The organism is Acinetobacter sp. 40AMC3-4 (assembly GCF_049898185.1).
Taxonomy (GTDB): domain Bacteria; phylum Pseudomonadota; class Gammaproteobacteria; order Pseudomonadales; family Moraxellaceae; genus Acinetobacter.
The window spans coordinates 1-17,854 of record NZ_JAFCXG010000001.1; the positions used below are offsets into that span (position 1 = coordinate 1).

Genomic DNA, 17,854 nt, shown 5'->3' on the forward strand with positions numbered 1-17,854 from the left:
ACGACACAAACGGACAGATCGTTTAAGTTGTTTTCAATTGCAAGTTGACGAATTTTGATCGCAGCAGAAAGACCCGCAGGGCCTGCGCCTACGATGACGACGTCAAACTCCATCGATTCTCTTGTTATATCTTCCATAATATAAAATCCAATTTCGCTATACGATATTTATAGCATTATCTAAATCGGTTATGAAGCTTATTTTTGATCTTTTTATTTGGAATAGGAATTTATCTTTTTTAAATCTTATCTATTTCGCAGCATTAAAAAGGTTTGCTGAGAATTCTGGATAAAGGAAGAAGATGTGTAGATTGGGTATTCAATAAAAGAGCGACTTAATGTCGCTCTGATAATTAATTTTTTATATGTTATTGAGATTCATTGCAATATTATTCACCATGTGAATCAGACGCGGTCCAATTTCATTTTCCAGTTTTTCCTGATTTAACAGATAACTTGGGGCACCACAGTTAAACGTTAATATCCCATGTTTGGGGTGAACCAACGGAACTGCCACGGAATTCACATCCTTAGCCCAGTCACCTAAAGACAGACAGTAGCCATAATCCTGATAATCACGGATTGCACGTTCCAGATTACGCTTGATGGTTGGCCACTGATCTTCGTTTCTTTTCTTGATGGCATCAAATAAATATTCGCGTTCCTTCACATCCATCGCTGCCAGACAGGCCCGTCCCATGGCACTGCTATGAATCGGTAAAGTCGAACCGACAGGGCGGCGCATGGTTAGCGTCGATTCTGTATGTACCACTTCCAGATAAATCATGCTCAAACGGTCACGGGTAGCCATTGCCACAGGGGCTTGGGAATAACGGGACATTTCTTCCATAAACGGATAAGCCTGAGTCCGCGCAGAAATATTACTCAAAGCTGCATAACCCAAAGCCAATACGCCAACATCCAACAGATATTTCGTGGTATTCGGTAGTTGTTTTAAATAACCTAAAGAAACCAGGGTGCTGGTAATACGGGCCACAGTTGGCTTGGGTAAGTTGGTTAATTGTGCAATTTCCTGATTGCCAAGCAATTGATTGGTCGCTGAAAAGCAACGTAAGATTTCCAATCCACGCGCAATAGACGCAATAAATTGAGGATTATTTTCTCTATGAATATGTGAAATCGGATCTAAACGGATTTCATCAAAGTTGGGAATTTCACCAGTTTTATTTTTTGTCATGGTCAGGGCAATTAAAGTTAAATTAATGAATATGATAGCAACATAATTTCACGATACAAAATAAAACACTTCTACAAAAGATAAAATATAGGAAAAAGTGCCGAAATTATTTGTGGTCGAAAAGAATCCTGTTACCCAACTTTGAAGACAATATAAAATCATCTAGTTTTTTAGGTTTAACACGTAGCCAATACATTTAAAAAGTTTCGATTTCTCCGAAAGAGTCAGTGATCGATAAATATTACAGCAAGAAAAAAGGTTTAATTATCTATTCAAAAAAACTGATAAATAGAATAATCACTCATCAAAATATTTCGTATCGTGAAATTAAATATTAAACACAAATCAACTGGAATACCAGAAAAATTTCATTTTTTAGTTAAAATATAAAATTTTTAATAATTTCACTTGCTCAAAATGATTTTATATGATTATTTATTTCGTAATACGAAACAAAAATAAGGGTAAAGGAATTTACCTAAATTATATCCATGGAGATTCATATGATTCGTGATCCGGAAATGCTAGACCAACTTCTGTCAACGATTCGCGATTTTGTAAAAAATGAACTGGTGCCTCTTGAGCATGAAGTAGAAGAGAACAACGCCATTCCTGAACATATTGTGGAACAGATGAAAGAGCTGGGCTTGTTTGGCCTGACGATTCCAGAAGAATATGGTGGTTTAGGCATTACCATGGAAGAAGAAATTCTGGTCGCGATGGAGTTAGGTCATACATCAGCTGCATTCCGCTCTTTAATTGGTACTAACAACGGCATTGGCTCAAGCGGCATCATTATCGACGGTACAGAAGAGCAAAAACAGAAATATTTACCGCGTTATGCAACGGGCGAAATTATCGGGTCATTCTGTTTGACTGAACCAGATTCCGGCTCAGACGCTGCTGCTTTAAAAACCAGCGCTGTCAAAGACGGCGATTATTATATTTTAAAAGGAACTAAACGCTTCATTACCAATGCACCACGTGCCACGACATTTACCGTGATGGCACGTACCAATCAAGAGATTAAAGGTGCGAGCGGTATTTCAGCATTTCTAGTTGAAGCAGGTACACCTGGTTTAAGCCTGGGTAAAATTGACAAGAAAATGGGCCAACATGGTTCCTATACCTGTGATGTAATTTTTGATAACTGTAAAGTGCATAAAGATCAGCTGATTGGCGGTGTAGAAGGGATCGGCTTTAAAACAGCAATGCGCGTTCTGGATAAGGGCCGTCTGCACATTGCTGGTTATAGCGTCGGCATGGCAGAGCGTATGCTGGAAGATGCACTTAACTATGCAGTGGAACGCAAACAGTTTGGCCAGCCCATTGCGAATTTCCAGCTAATCCAAGGTATGTTGGCAGACTCCAAAGCCGAGATTTATGCAGCCAAATGTATGGTGCTGGATGCTGCGCGTCTACGTGATGCTGGCCAAAATGTTACGACTGAAGCCTCTTGTGCCAAAATGTTTGCAACTGAAATGTGTGGTCGAGTTGCTGATCGCTGTTTGCAGATTCATGGTGGAGCGGGTTATATCAGTGAATATTCAATTGAACGTTTCTACCGTGATGTGCGTCTGTTCCGTTTATATGAAGGAACCACACAAATCCAGCAAATTATTATTGCGCGTGAAATGATTAAACAAGCAACCGCCTAATCTCATAATTTTAAAATAAGGAAATATTAAAATGACGACAAAAATTAGATTTGATTGGCAAGACCCGTTTTTAATCGAACAGCAATTGACGTCAGAAGAACGCATGATCCGCGATGCGGCGGCAGCGTACTGTCAAGACAAACTGATGCCGCGTGTACTGGAACAGTTCCGTCATGAAAAAACCGATCCCGCTATTTTCCGTGAAATGGGTGAACTCGGCTTGCTTGGCCCAACCATTCCGGAACAGTACGGTGGTGCAGGTTTAAATTATGTCAGTTATGGTCTGATTGCCCGTGAAGTTGAACGTGTTGATTCAGGTTATCGCTCAATGGCCAGCGTACAAAGCTCTCTGGTGATGGTGCCCATTAATGAATTTGGTTCTGAAGAGCAAAAGCAGAAGTATTTACCAAAATTAGCAACCGGTGAATATATTGGTTGCTTTGGCTTGACCGAGCCAGATCATGGATCAGATCCTGGCAGCATGATTAGCCGTGCCAAAAAAGTCGAGGGTGGTTACCGTTTAACAGGCGCAAAAATGTGGATTACCAACAGCCCGATTGCCGATGTATTTGTAGTTTGGGCCAAAGAGGTATCTGCTGAAGGCAATGTCGGTGACATTCGTGGCTTTATTTTAGAAAAAGGCTGGGAAGGGCTTTCTGCTCCAACGATTCACGGCAAGGTGGGTCTACGTGCCTCAATCACCGGTGAAATTGTAATGGATAACGTCTTTGTTCCAGAAGAAAATGCATTTCCGGAAGTTCGCGGTTTAAAAGGGCCTTTTACCTGCTTGAATAGTGCACGTTACGGGATTGCCTGGGGTGCCATGGGAGCTGCAGAGTTCTGCTGGCATACCGCACATCAATACACCATGGACCGTAAACAGTTTGGTCGACCACTCGCTGCGAATCAGCTGATCCAGAAGAAACTGGCAGATATGCAAACTGAAATTGCACTCGGTTTGCAGGTGGCTTTACGTTTTGGCCGCATGAAAGATGAGGGCATTGCGTCAGTTGAAGGTACGTCTTTAATTAAGCGTAATAACTGCGGCAAGGCGCTGGATATTGCCCGTTTGGCCCGTGACATGATGGGTGGAAATGGCATTAGCGATGAATTCGGTGTAGCCCGTCATCTGGTTAATCTGGAAGTGGTAAATACCTATGAAGGTACCCATGATGTACATGCCCTGATTTTAGGTCGTGCACAAACCGGAATTGCAGCCTTTTGCAACTAAACCTGACATCAACTTCTAGCCAGCATTGCTGGCTAGATTGTTTTACGGGTTTAAGAATTGTGCTTAATCACATCATTCAATGTATTGCTACGTGATTTCTGCAGAGAAAATTTATCAAGAACTTTGAAAATCATTTTATACCACCTTGCTAAAGCGTGGTAATGATCAGCGAATATTCTATATTTCACCTAAATAATTAAGTGAAATATGCGTTTTAAAAAGGCACAGGAGTGCCGAAAAGTAGAAAGAGCATTATGGATACGATCAGTTCACAACAACACCCAGTGGAAGGTGGAAACGAACCCAAGCAAAGAGTCTGGATTCTGGCCTTTATTTTCTCATTTTTAGCATTATTGGTTGATGGTGCTGATATTGCGTTATTAGCCTACAGTCTGACCAGTCTGAAACAAGAGTTTTCATTAAGTAATATGCAGGCCGGTGCCTTAGGGAGCTGGACGCTTGCAGGCATGGCTATCGGCGGTTTTTTTGGTGGCTGGGCTTGTGACCGTTTTGGCCGGGTTCGTGTGATCGTCATTGCCATTGCATTATTTTCTTCATTAACCTTCTGGTTAGGATTCGTAGAAAGTTATGATCAGTTCAAATGGCTGCGCTTTACGTCTGCGATTGGACTAGGTGCTCTATATATTGCCTGTAACACACTCATGGCAGAGTATGTACCCACCAAATATCGCTCTACAGTATTGGCAACGCTTATGACTGGCTGGACTTTAGGCTCGGTGGTCGCAACTGTTCTGGCTGGATGGCTATTGCCTGAATTTGGCTGGCGATACCTCTATTATATTGCCATTATTCCAATTGTACTGGCCTTCGCGATGTACTTCTTGGTGCCTGAGCCGAAAGCCTGGTTAGATGCGCGTAAAGCACGCCTGGATGCAAAAGCCAGTGGTATTCTGCAGGAAAAACCAAAAAATACTTTTAAAATGATTTTTGAAGATGCACTTAGCCGTCGCATGTTTATCCTCTGGTCCTTCAGTACCGCATTTTTACAGTTTGGCTATTATGGAGTCAGCAACTGGCTACCGGCGTATTTAGAGACTGATCTGGGAATCAAGTTTAAAGAAATGACCATATATATGATCGGGACTTTCCTGATCATGATGTGTACCAAAGTTATTGCTGGTTTTATCGCTGACCGGATTGGCCGTCGTGCGGTATTTGCTTTCGGCACTATGGGTACTGCAATTTTTATCCCTGTGATTGTCTTTGGTAATACGCCGGATAATATCCTCTGGCTGATGTTATTTTTCGGTTTTCTCTATGGTATTCCATACGGTATTAATGCGACTTACATGACAGAAAGCTTCTCCACCAAAGTGCGTGGAACAGCAGTGGGTGGGGCATATAACGTAGGCCGACTGGGTGCGGTGTTTGCACCTCTTACCATTGGCTATTTTGCTCAAGGAGGCTCAATTGGTACCGGCTTACTGATTATGGGCATTGCCTATTTTCTTTGCGGCCTGATACCCGCTTTCTTTATTAAAGACCGCTTATTTGATCCACAAAAGGCAGATTAATCTGCACTCGTAATATAGATAGAACATGCTAGGAAGCAATATGATGAATAAAATCACGCAGGATATCGAGACGGTACTTAAGCAAATTCCTGATGGTGCACACATTATGACCAGTGGTTTTGGCCTGGCAGGTCAGCCGGTAGAATTAATCGAAGCATTAATTGACTTTGGTCCTAGAGACTTAACCATTATTAACAACAATGCAGCTTCTGGAGATCGTGGTCTAACCAATCTGCTGTTGTCTGGACTGGTTAAAAAAATGATCTGTTCATTTCCACGGGCCAATAACTCAACCGTATTTGAAGACCTGTATAAAGCCGGAAAAGTTGAGCTGGAACTGGTGCCACAGGGTAATCTGGCCTGTCGTATTCAGGCAGCCGGTGCTGGCTTAGGGGCTGTTTTTACTCCAACCGGTTTTGGTACCAAAATAGCTGAGGGTAAAGAAACCCGTAATATCAATGGAAAAGATTATGTGCTGGAATATCCGATTCATGCAGATTATGCCTTGGTGTATGCCAATCAGGCAGACCGTTGGGGCAACTTAACCTACCGTAAGGCAGCACGGAATTTTGGTCCAATCATGGCCAAAGCAGCAAAAACCACCATTGCACAAGTCCATCAAGTTGTGGAACTGGGGGAGCTTGATCCAGAGATCATTGTAACGCCAGGGATTTTTGTACAGCATGTGGTCAAAGTTGGAGATATTAAATAATGAATATTCAAAAACGTACACGTGAACAGATTGTGGCCAAAGTTGCACAAGACATTCCAACTGGCTCTTTTGTAAATTTGGGTATTGGTTTGCCGACACGCGTAGCTGGTTATTTAAAACCTGAACAAGGAGTAATTCTGCACTCGGAAAATGGCGTTTTAGGTTTTGCTGCATTGAGTGATCCCGAACAGGCAGATGATGACCTGATTAACGCCGGTAAAGAACTCGTAAGCATGTTGCAAGGTGGCAGTTTTATGAATTCTGCCGACTCTTTCGATATCATGCGAGGCGGGCATCTGGATATCTGTATCATGGGGGCTTTTCAGGTCGCTATTAATGGTGATCTGGCGAACTGGCATACCGGTAATGCTGATGCTGTACCTGCTGTAGGCGGTGCGATGGATCTGGCAGTGGGTGCTCGCTGTGTCTATGTTTGCATGGAACATGTGACCAAAAACGGTGAGGCAAAAATTGTTGAAGAACTGACTTATCCTCTAACAGGTAAACATTGTGTCAACCGTATTTATACTGATTTGTGTGTGATTGAATTAAAAGACCGACAAGCTCAGGTTATTGAAATAGTGGATGGCTTAAGCTTTGAAGAATTACAACAGCAGACAGGCTGTAAATTAGTGGACAGTCGTCAACAAGCAGCCTAAAAATAAGTCCGCAATATTCTGATTAAGTAAAAGTATAGTTTTAGATCACAGCTTCGGCTGTGATTTTTAAATTTTAGAATTATTATCAAATACACGTAATATTGACCATATTTCCGTATTTTAAAGATATAAATACAAACTTTTGCTAATGATTATTTTAATAATAAGTCTAAAATGTTAACAAGCTAAGGAAGGTGATAGTCTGAATGAATAATAATTGTGATGATCAAGAAATTTTTCATATTTTTAATCTGATTGGTCGCCATACTGAACTTAAGCCTATCCTCGATGTCATTAGCCAGTGGCTTGAATCGCGCATTCCAGATGCGCTTGTCACCATTATGCTCTATCAGGATGACACCCAAACTTTAAATGTTATAAGTGGCAAACAGCACTTTTCAAAAGAGTACTGTAATGCTATTCAAGATTTGAAAATTGGGCCAAATCAAGGATCGTGTGGCGTAGCTGCTTTCTTACGTCAGTTGGTCATTAGTCCGAATTTAATGAAAGACCCAAACTGGCAGCCTTACCGTGCTTTGGTAAACGCAGAAAAATTGTCTAGCTGCTGGTCTATGCCGATTATTAATGCTTCAGATATTCTATACGGAACGTTTGCCACCTATTATCGAACACCCAAAATACCGACTGAACCTCATATTCAGCTTTTACAGCAAGCGGCAAAATTAGTTGCCCTCGCAATCGAGCTTGATCAGGAACGTCAAAAAAGACATGAGCTTAATGAAAAATACAGCTCATTTTATACCTATCATCCAGATATTATTTTTGAACTTGACCTGCAGGGACATGTGCTTAATACCAATATTGCTTGCGAAGAAATTACAGGTTTTTCTAAAGCGCAAATTCATGGTCAGCACTATTGTGCCTTCATACCGCCCGAATTCCATGAACTTGCGAATGTTTCATTTTCAGAAGCAGCGCAAGGTAAATCTCAACATTATGAACTTCCAATTTATAATGTTGCAGGCGATATCTTATGGCTGGATCTGACCAATTTACCGATTATTCAAAATCAGAAAGTCACCGGTATTATTGGCATTGCCCGAGATATTACTGTATCGCGTGAAAACAAGGAGTCTCTACGATTATTAAAACGTGGGGTAGAGGCTAGTCCGAATAGTCTTTTTATTACCGATGTCTCTGAAGAAAGGCTAATGGTGTATGTGAATCCAGCTTTTCTAAAGCTCACCGGTTATACGGCAGCAGAAGTACTAGGGCAAAGCTGCTTTTTCTTACAGGGTCCAGATACTGATCCGGATCAGATTGCATTACTCAAGCAAGCAGTTAAAGAACAAAAAGAAATTCAGGTAACTATAAAAAGTTACTGTAAAGATGGCAGCTGGTTCTGGAATCGTTTAACCCTAGGTCCTATTTTTGACCAGACAGGAACCTGCACCCATTTTTTGGGGATTCAGGAAGATATTACTCAGCAACGTATTCACGAAGAATATATTCAGCATCAGCATACTCATGATCATTTAACCGGTTTACCGAACCAGCATGCATTCAAACAGATTCTGGAAAATATTTTTGAAGCACAGCACGAGAGCTCACAACCTTTAGTCTTGCTGTATTTAGATCTGGATGATTTTAAAAATATAAATGACAGCTTAGGTCATCTGGTGGGTGACCAGATTCTCAAAAGTGTGGGCGAGCGGCTGCAAAAATTTGTTCAAGGCAATAATGTGCTATGCCGCTTCGCTGAAGATGAATTCATTTTGCTGCTCTCAGGGACAGATGAGCACACTGAAGTCGAGGTGATTGCTGGAGAAATTCTTGATCTTCTTTCCATGCTGTTTATCGTCGATCAGTACAAAATACATTTAAGTGCCAGTATTGGTATCGTGGCAGATGACAGTTCGATTCATCATTCTTCTGAATTGATTTATCAGTCTGTTTTGGCGATGCAGGAAGCCAAAAGACAAGGTCGTAATATGTGGCAGTGGTATGAAAAAACCAGAATGCAGCCTGTCGCAGAAATAGACTATACTAATCTGCGTCTGGAACTCATGGAAGCGATCAATCAGGAAAATTTTGACCTGTTCTATCAGCCGTTGATTCATCCTGAAACTGGACTGGTAACAGGTGTAGAAGCTTTAATCCGTTGGTGCCATCCACAGCAGGGTTATATTTCCCCAGCGATTTTTATTCCACTTGCAGAAAGAACCGGGCAAATTATTAGCGTAGGTCAATGGGTATTGGAAAAGGCCTGTTTAGATATTGCGGAGTGGAACAAGACGCACAATAGCCAGATCACAGTATCGGTGAATATTTCTCCTTTGCAATTCCGTAGAGCAGGCTTTTTGCAGGTACTTGAACATGCGCTTGAACTCAGTCAATTACCGCCGGAATTACTTAAAATTGAAATTACGGAAGGTGTCATCATTAATGGTGCAGATCGAACGATAGAAATTTTGAAAGCAGTACGTGCTTTAGGTGTACAGGTTGCCATTGATGATTTTGGTACAGGTTATTCGAGTCTCAGTTATCTGCGTCGCTTGCCGATTAATCAAATCAAGTTAGACCGTAGTTTTATTGAAGAACTGACCCTCGATGGTCAGGATGCTGCAATTGTGCAATCGATTATTCACTTGGCACATCAGCTGGATTTGGAAGTTGTCGCGGAAGGGGTCGAAACTTTAAGTCAGGCCAGTTTGCTCTATCAACAGGGTTGTGATCTGCTACAAGGCTTCTTTTATGCAAAACCTGCGCCTTTAACTGAATTGAAGCCTGTTTATCTCGCAATGGAAAATAGTAAATTGAATTAACTCTAAAAAGTTAAGATATCAATATTTTCAACCGCTTTTCAGATAGAAAGACAATGATAAACAGGTCTAAAGAATTTTCCTATTTTATGAGCGTATCATCTTTAGAATTTGCACTTGGTACAGAAAGCGGGATAAAAAAATAAGCTTTTTAACCCCCAAAGGTTTTTAACAGTATCTAAGGCTCAGGCTGAATATTGGCTAAATTTCTTTCTTGGTTTAAATCATAATAGTTAATCACAAAGATCAACACGGCAAAAATAAAACCTAAAATGACACAGGCAGACCAGCCATAGCTTTTCCATAAATGCAGCGATAAAAATGCTCCCAGACCAGCACCTGAAAAATAACAGGTCATATAGATGGCATTAATCCGCGAGCGAGCCTGCATTGAAATTCGATAGACCAGATTCTGGTTCAGGACATGCAAACAGGAAATTCCGAAATAAGCCAGAATCAAGCCCAGGATATAAATCCATAAATAATTTTGGGCAAAGAATAAGGGAATCCAGGCCAGAATCAGTCCACATGTGGCTAGGTGCGCAATCCATTTTTCCCGATGCCTGCCAATCATTTTACCGGTCCACTGAGAGGAACAGATGCCGACCACTCCCACAATGCCCATGAGGCCAATCTGGAAATCGTTAAAATGATAAGGTGCTTCAGCCAGAATAAAAGTCATGGTAGTAAAGATAATACTCAGCATGCCAAAGCCCAAACCTCCGATCATACTCCGCCGGATCAGCATGGGTTCTGTTCGGGCAAAGGTAAATAGTGAGCGATAAATTTGCAATATATTCATCTGCAACTGGCTCTTGGCGCTCGGCAACTGGAACCACATGGCCAGACTTAGCAGAAGAATTGCACAACCACTAAATAGGTATACTGCATGCCAGGACCATAAAGTAGAAATCAGTCCGGCCACGGTACGGGCAAATAGAATACCAACCAGAACACCACTCATGAGCAGGCCAACGACTTCGGCACTTTTATCACGTTGCGACAGGCTGGCGGCAAAAGGAATCAGAATCTGGGTGGTGATCGAACAAAAAGAGGCGAGCAGAGTAAAGCCATATAACATATGCAGATTGGTACTGGCTGAAAGCCCAATAAGCGCCAGTCCGGTACAGAACATTAAAATACAGATATACAGCCGTTTTTCGAACAAATCCCCCAAGGGGACAAACAAAAATAACCCGGTGGCATAGCCAATTTGGGTTAGTACTACAGTCCAGCCAGACTGAGCTACACTGATCTGCAGATCCTCTGCAATAGAATAAATCAAGGGCTGGTTAAAATAGTTACAACCTGCGCAGAGTGCGCAGGTCATTGCCATCATGAACATGAAACGGCGTGAAATTTGCCCTTGGGCTGACATCCTTGTCTCCTGAGGCTTTAAAAACTATAGTTGGCAGAGAGGTTGATACGCGAAATATCTGCTTCCTTGTTGTCAAAGGTTTCACGCTTACCATGATGATATTCTGCACCGAGATTAATCTTTGGAACAGGAGAGTAGATCACGTTGGCCACATAGTCCGTTAAACGTTTATTGGTTTCAGGATTCGCGCGTGCATAGTCGCTGGAATCATCAAAATCAACAACGCTGGCATTAATACTACTCCGTAGTTTCGGCGTAAATTTATGCGTAAATCCGATATTTAAACTGTTAAACTCATTCAGTAAAAGTTCATTATTGGCTGTATCAACCGAATAATCTCCACCCCAGGCAGCGCCATCAGTTGTTGATCCTTGAGTCAAGAAAGCGGCAATACGCTGATCTCCGACCATATGGAAATAGTTCCCCTGGATCGAGTTTTGATCATCAAAACGGTAACGTCCACCAAGACCTACACCCCAACCGACTTTTTCAATATCACCTGTATCTGTTTGCGCCTGCTTTTGATTGACAAAGCCTTGAGCTAATAAATGAAGAGGGCCTGATTGATGAACATATTTAGTGGTTAATGCAGGCAAAGCAGAAGAACGATCGCCACCGGCCATATATTCCAGACCGACATTCCAGGTATTTTCTGGATCAAGTTTGAAAGCATAGCTCACCTGAGGCGTACGTAGGACTGATCCACCCAGGAACAAGCTGTAATCGACAGCTTCAGTGCTAATCTCTGGTGTTGACATCAATGACCAGGCCTGACCAAACGTCCAGTTATAGTATTTTAAGTGTGCATGACGGATACGTAATCCACCATCGCCTTTACCATTGTTGGTCCAGAAGTCGGCTTCTAAACGAGCAGAAACATTCGGATTGCCTCCTAGATCTTTGGCCAGGAAACCAATCCGGCTGGCAGCCGCAGTAAAATCGGAACGTACAGAATCCGGTTCAGTAAAAGGTACTTTATTAATCTGGTTAATGGTACGGCCACGGGCTTCAGTAGTACTTTTGAAATCGACTGCACCATCAAAGCGGATCAAGCCATAAACATCGACATTATCTACCATTGAACTCAGCGTTTTAGAGTCTTGCGCTTTGGCTTGTTCCTGCTGGTTCTTTAATGCAAGTTGCGCGGCTTTTTGTTGTTCTAGTTCTGCCTGGATTTGCTTTAACTGTGACTCAAGAAATTGCATACGGTCTTCAGAAGCTTCTGCTGAAAATGCCTGTGCTGAAGCAATACCACATAATGTCGCTAAAACTAATTTTTTCATTTCTTAATCCCTAAAGAAATTTTTAATCCTGAATGAAAGGAGACCTTTCTATACTGACGTGTTGTAAATATTTGAAGTGAGGAAGGCAGCGATTTGACCTGCCTTCCGAAGTAGGGTTTATTCTGCTTTTTGCGGATCGTATAAACGGTCTTTAATAAACAGGGCAGGAATCAAACCGCATAGGAAATATGCTGCACCCATTACCAACAGACCTGTACCGATCGAACCATGCATCGCAAGATAACCAATCGTAATTGGCGCGAAGATTGCACCGATACGACCAATATTGAATGCACCGCCCACCGCTGTACCACGAACACCAGTCGGGAAACTTTCGGTTAGATAGGTTGCATTGATGGCATATGGAATACCGTACAGGAAGCCGAAGATTAGCATCAGTACGCCAATGTTATCGGCATTATGCATATACACCACGACAGGGATAAATAGCGCTGTTCCCATGGTGCCGAAAGCAAACACAATACGGCGACCAATTTTATCAGCAACATAACCTGCAATGATTTTGGCAAAAATCATGGTGATGAAGGTACCCACCATATACAGTGCCATTTCTTTAAACTTAATGCCTAATTCAGCTTCAAGATAACTTGGCAACCAGTTACTTACACCGAAGTAACCAAATAACAGGAAACCGGAGCTGAAAGACCACAAGATAAACATCTTGCCATGGGTTTTATCTTTAAGAATGGTGATGTATGGATTACCTTTTTTGGTATCGTTATCCACAATCTGACCAGTTCTTTTCATTTCCCGAACACGTTTCCACGATTCTGGTTCAGGCACCATAAAGTGCATGAGGATACCGAGTGCTAAAGGTGCAATGGTAATCCAGTACAGCATACGCCAGCCGAACTCAGGAATAATCCAGCCTGAAAGCATGGTAATCACCAGAGAACCCAGAGTAAAACCGGTCATCAATGTTGCCAGCACTGTGGTACGGTATTTGGTTGGCACATATTCAGACATCAAGGTATTACAGGCAATATATAAACAGCCTAAACCCAAGCAAGAAAGAGTACGTAAAATTGCAAATTCAGTATAAGACTGAGCAAAACCTGAGTAGGCCGACAAGATCGAGAAGGCGATGGTGGCCAGTACAATGACGCGGACACGTCCAAATTTGTCGCATGCCCATCCACCAATAAAACCTCCTATCCCCATTCCTAAAAGAGAATAACTTCCCAAGGCACCGGCCTGTACAGAAGTTAGTCCCCATTCAGCTTTCAGACTGGTCAGACTGAAAGCCAGAATCCCGATATCTGCACCGTCACAGAGCAAAATCAGAAAAGCAAAGACAAAAGCCGTCATCCATAGACGTTTTGGCGCCTGTTTAATGGTATCCGTGGAGGAGACATCGGTTTTATTGTCTCCTGTTACGATGGTATCGCTTGTCATTCTTATATCCTCTATATATTAAAAGTAGCATTTCCTCTGCTACCGCTAAATCCATTTTTCTTCCTCACGGAAACATAGTTTTCCTGATTTAACAGACTTGCTCTGCACACAATAGCCGCTGCATTTTTTATCAGGCTACATTCGATTTTTCACGCTTTACGCTAAATCAAAATCATCTCATTACTGGAAAATTTGATTTCGTAAATTAATTTTAAGTTCTGCCTTATGGCGATTATTCATTGAAATGAATAATCAGATTGCATTTAAAATACTTAATTCCGTATTACGAAATTAATTAATCATAAAATGATCAATTGAACAAGAGTTTTTACTCTATTTTTAGTAAAAAATAACTTTTTTGAATTATGGAGTTAAAAATCCTTGATTTATAGCTTGAGAAACCGTAGTTTTATATAAAATAAAATTTCGCTATACAAAATAAATGGAGTTTTTTAATGGAACAGGTCGTTCAAATAGAACAAATCTCAACTCATGTAGCGATGGTTAAAATTCATCGACCAGAAGCAAAAAATGCATTGAATACAGAAGTGCGTCAGAAACTTGCAGAGGCTTTTCTACAATTGAATGACGAAGAAAATATTCGTGCCATTATTCTTACCGGTGGTGAAACAGATTTCGCAGCAGGAGCTGATCTAAAAGAACTGGCCAATGCTGAAACCATTCAAATGATGCAGCGTCGCACTGAACGTTACTGGCAGGCAATAGCACAGTGCTCAAAACCGGTAATTGCAGCAGTTAATGGTTATGCGCTCGGTGGTGGCTGTGAACTGGCCATGCATGCAGACATTATTATTGCCGGGAAAAGCGCCCAGTTTGGTCAGCCTGAAGTGAAAGTGGGTGTCATGCCGGGTGCCGGTGGTACCCAGCGTTTATTCCGTGCAGTGGGCAAATTTCATGCCATGCGCATGATCATGACCGGTTGTCTGGTGCCTGCACCGGAAGCCTATCAAATTGGCCTGGTGTCCCAAGTGACTGAAGACAGTGAAACCCTTGCAACTGCCATCAAGATGGCAGAAGGGCTGGCAAAAATGCCGCCAATTGCTCTAGAGCAAATCAAGGAAGTGGCTTTACTGGCTGAAGATGTGCCGCTTAATGCCGGACTTACCCTGGAACGTAAGTCTTTCCAGATGCTGTTCTCATCCGAAGATCAAAAAGAAGGCATGCAGGCCTTTATTGAAAAACGTAAACCGAATTATCAGGGACGATAAGCATGAGTATTCAGATTCAGAAAATCGGCATTATTGGTGTAGGCACGATGGGTGCAGGTATTGCCCAGATCGCGATTCAGTCTGGTCATGATGTGGTACTGTTTGATGCCAAAGAAGGGGCAGCCGAACAGGCACAGGATAAACTGGCCAAAACATTAAATACCTTAGCAGATAAAGGTAAATTCAGCCATGAAAAAGCCGCTGAAGATATTGCTCATCTGTCGACTGCGCAGCAGCTAGAAGACCTGAAAGATTGTGACTTGATTGTTGAAGCGATTATTGAAAATCTGGAAATCAAGCAAAAACTGATGCAGCAACTGGAAGGAATGATAAAACCAGAAGCGATTCTGGCATCTAATACCTCTTCATTGTCGATCAGTGCAATCGCTGCCAACTGTAAGCAGCCAGAACGTGTGGCCGGTTATCATTTCTTTAATCCGGTACCACTGATGAAAGTGGTCGAAGTGATTGAAGGCTTCAATACCCGCGCTGATATTATTGAAGCATTAACCCAGCTCTCTACAAAAATGGGTCATCGTCCGGTCAAAGCTAAAGATACTCCAGGATTTATCATTAACCATGCCGGCCGTGCCTTTGGTAGCGAAGCCTATGCAATTTTGAATGAAAATGTCACACCATTTTATGATATTGACAGGATCTACCGTGACGGAATCGGTTTCAAAATGGGGCCGTTTGAATTAGGTGATCTGACCGGTATGGATGTCTCGCATCCGGTGAGTGAATCGATTTATCATCAATATTATGAAGAAGCGCGTTACCGCCCAAGCGTGATTACCCGCCAGCGTTTTATTGCTAAACAGCTAGGCCGTAAAACTGGTAAAGGTTTTTACGCTTATACCTCAGGGAGCAAAGTAGGTGATGTAGCTCCAACACTGGTTGAAAAGCTGGATCAATATCCATCGGTTTGGCTAGGCACAGAATATAGCGAAGACCTTCAGGCGCTTGAGCAATATCTGCAGCAGTTCAACATCCAGATCGAGCAAACTGACGCACCTTCAGCAGATGCTTTAATTCTGATTGCGACTTATGGTGAAGATGCAACTTCAGCCGCAGTCCGCTATCAGGTGGCACCTCAGCAAGTGGTGTGTATCGATCTGCTATATAGTCTAAACAAACACCGTACCTTGATGCCAACTTTTATCACCCAACCTGAGCTGGTAAAAGCAGCCCAATCGATTTTCAATCTGGATGGTGTGACCGCCAGCGTAATTCAGGAAAGCGTAGGCTTTGTGGCTCAACGTGCTTTGGCAATGATTGTGAATCTCGGCTGTGATATTGCCCAGCAAGGCGTTGCAACGGTAGAAGATATCAATATCGCAGTAAAATTAGGCCTTGGCTATCCATATGGGCCAATTGAATGGGGGGATGTGCTGGGAGCTGAAAAAATCCTGAAAATTCTGGATCGCATGACTGCGATTACCCGTGACCAGCGTTACCGTCCAAGTCCTTGGTTGCGTCGCCGTGTTCAGCTTGGTCTACCACTTGTTCATACAACACATTAATTAAAAAGTTAAAGGAATAACACTCATGTTAAATGCATATATTTATGATGGTTTACGTTCACCAATCGGTCGTCATGCAGGAAGTCTGGCAAGCGTACGTCCAGATGATCTGGCAGCGACCGTAATTAAAAACCTGCTGGAAAAAACCGGTATTCCGGCAGCAGATGTAGAAGATGTAATCTTTGGGAGTACCAATCAGGCCGGTGAAGACAGCCGTAATGTGGCACGTTTTGCAGCATTGTTAGCGGGTATGCCGGTAACAGTTCCGGGGCAGACGGTAAACCGCTTATGTGCATCAGGTCTCGGTGCTGTGATTGATTCGGCACGTGCCATCACTGCAGGCGAAGGCGAGTTGTACATTGCTGGTGGCGTAGAAAGTATGACCCGCGCGCCTTTTGTGATGGGCAAAGCAGAAAGTGCTTATTCACGTGATGCCAGAATTTATGACACCACGATTGGTACCCGTTTCCCGAACCGTAAATTTACGGATCAGTTTGGCGCGCACAGTATGCCTGAAACAGGTGATAACGTGGCTGAAGAATTCGGTATTAGCCGTGAACAGGCTGATACCTTTGCCGCTGCATCACAGGCAAAATATCAGGTAGCGAAAGAATCAGGTTTCTTTGAAGGTGAAATTACCCCGATTGAAGTTTCTCAAGGACGCAAATTGCCGCCTAAACAAATTACTCAGGATGAGCATCCACGTGCATCTTCAACATTTGAAGCTTTATCCAAGTTAAAACCGCTATTTGAAGGTGGTGTAGTAACAGCGGGTAATGCATCAGGAATCAATGACGGTGCTGCAGCACTGATTATCGGCAGTGAAAAAGTTCAGGAACAGTATGGCTTAAAACCTTTGGCTCGTATCCTGTCTTCTGCAGCCGCTGGCATTGAGCCACGCATCATGGGTGCAGGCCCAATTGAAGCGATTAAAAAGGCAGTACAACGTGCTGGTTTGACGCTAGACGATATGGATATCATCGAGATTAATGAAGCCTTTGCCAGTCAGGTATTATCTTGCCTGAAAGGTCTGGATGTCGCTTTGGATGATCCGCGTGTCAATCCAAATGGTGGTGCGATTGCCATTGGTCATCCACTGGGCTGTTCGGGTGCGCGTTTGGCTTTAACCGTTGCACGTCAGTTACAGCGTACCGGTAAAAAATATGCCGTGATTAGTCTGTGTATCGGTCTGGGTCAAGGCTTGGCGATGGTGATTGAAAACCCTGAAGCTGCATAACAGTTTAGTCATA

Annotated in this window: 14 protein-coding genes; 9 read left to right on the forward strand and 5 right to left on the reverse strand. The window is 42.6% G+C overall.

Annotation, left to right across the window (positions count from 1 at the left end):
- Window positions 1–137, reverse strand: a 137-nt coding sequence (locus ACP7BU_RS00005) for an FAD-dependent oxidoreductase (RefSeq protein WP_425980803.1), incomplete at its 3' end; no start/stop codon positions are given.
- Window positions 138–360: 223 nt separating this feature from the next.
- Complete coding sequence (locus ACP7BU_RS00010; protein WP_004280319.1) at window positions 361–1,197, reverse strand: IclR family transcriptional regulator; 837 nt, start codon at window positions 1,195–1,197, stop codon at window positions 361–363.
- 503 nt (window positions 1,198–1,700) lie between these two features.
- Here ACP7BU_RS00010 and ACP7BU_RS00015 point away from each other — a divergent pair.
- The 6 genes from ACP7BU_RS00015 to ACP7BU_RS00040 all read left to right on the forward strand — a co-directional run bounded on the left by ACP7BU_RS00015 (window position 1,701) and on the right by ACP7BU_RS00040 (window position 9,778).
- Window positions 1,701–2,855: an acyl-CoA dehydrogenase family protein gene (locus ACP7BU_RS00015; protein ID WP_425878429.1), complete on the forward strand. Its 1,155-nt coding sequence runs from the start codon at window positions 1,701–1,703 to the stop codon at window positions 2,853–2,855.
- Window positions 2,856–2,886: 31 nt separating this feature from the next.
- On the forward strand, window positions 2,887–4,086 hold the full coding sequence (locus ACP7BU_RS00020) for an acyl-CoA dehydrogenase (RefSeq protein WP_425878427.1): 1,200 nt from the start codon (window positions 2,887–2,889) through the stop codon (window positions 4,084–4,086).
- 254 nt (window positions 4,087–4,340) lie between these two features.
- Window positions 4,341–5,621 (forward strand): MFS transporter, encoded by a 1,281-nt coding sequence (locus ACP7BU_RS00025; RefSeq protein ID WP_425878425.1) that lies wholly within the window; start codon window positions 4,341–4,343, stop codon window positions 5,619–5,621.
- 40 nt (window positions 5,622–5,661) lie between these two features.
- Complete coding sequence (locus ACP7BU_RS00030; RefSeq protein ID WP_005100322.1) at window positions 5,662–6,333, forward strand: 3-oxoacid CoA-transferase subunit A; 672 nt, start codon at window positions 5,662–5,664, stop codon at window positions 6,331–6,333.
- The gene (locus ACP7BU_RS00035) at window positions 6,333–6,992 is read left to right on the forward strand and encodes a 3-oxoacid CoA-transferase subunit B (RefSeq protein ID WP_005100324.1); all 660 of its coding nucleotides are present in this window, start codon (window positions 6,333–6,335) and stop codon (window positions 6,990–6,992) included. Before ACP7BU_RS00030 ends, ACP7BU_RS00035 begins: the two co-directional genes overlap by 1 nt.
- Window positions 6,993–7,198: 206 nt before the next feature.
- Entirely contained in the window at window positions 7,199–9,778 is a 2,580-nt protein-coding gene (locus tag ACP7BU_RS00040) for a bifunctional diguanylate cyclase/phosphodiesterase (RefSeq protein WP_425878422.1), read from the forward strand.
- Between the two features lie 175 nt (window positions 9,779–9,953).
- Here the strand turns inward: ACP7BU_RS00040 and ACP7BU_RS00045 are convergent, their stop codons facing one another.
- From ACP7BU_RS00045 to ACP7BU_RS00055, 3 genes are all read right to left on the reverse strand, one after another.
- Window positions 9,954–11,153 (reverse strand): MFS transporter, encoded by a 1,200-nt coding sequence (locus tag ACP7BU_RS00045; protein WP_425878421.1) that lies wholly within the window; start codon window positions 11,151–11,153, stop codon window positions 9,954–9,956.
- 17 nt (window positions 11,154–11,170) lie between these two features.
- On the reverse strand, window positions 11,171–12,436 hold the full coding sequence (locus ACP7BU_RS00050; RefSeq protein WP_191112371.1) for a DcaP family trimeric outer membrane transporter: 1,266 nt from the start codon (window positions 12,434–12,436) through the stop codon (window positions 11,171–11,173).
- A gap of 117 nt (window positions 12,437–12,553) precedes the next feature.
- A complete protein-coding gene (locus ACP7BU_RS00055) occupies window positions 12,554–13,852 on the reverse strand; it encodes an MFS transporter (RefSeq protein ID WP_425878419.1) in 1,299 nt (432 codons plus the stop codon).
- Between the two features lie 455 nt (window positions 13,853–14,307).
- On the opposite strand from ACP7BU_RS00055, the gene ACP7BU_RS00060 reads away from it, so the two are divergent.
- The 3 genes from ACP7BU_RS00060 to ACP7BU_RS00070 are packed head-to-tail and all read left to right on the forward strand — an operon-like array spanning window position 14,308 to window position 17,841.
- A complete protein-coding gene (locus tag ACP7BU_RS00060) occupies window positions 14,308–15,081 on the forward strand; it encodes an enoyl-CoA hydratase (RefSeq protein ID WP_425878417.1) in 774 nt (257 codons plus the stop codon).
- A gap of 2 nt (window positions 15,082–15,083) precedes the next feature.
- Entirely contained in the window at window positions 15,084–16,604 is a 1,521-nt protein-coding gene (locus ACP7BU_RS00065) for a 3-hydroxyacyl-CoA dehydrogenase (RefSeq protein WP_425878415.1), read from the forward strand.
- 25 nt (window positions 16,605–16,629) lie between these two features.
- A complete protein-coding gene (locus tag ACP7BU_RS00070; RefSeq protein ID WP_425878413.1) occupies window positions 16,630–17,841 on the forward strand; it encodes a 3-oxoadipyl-CoA thiolase in 1,212 nt (403 codons plus the stop codon).
- Window positions 17,842–17,854: the final 13 nt, after the last annotated feature.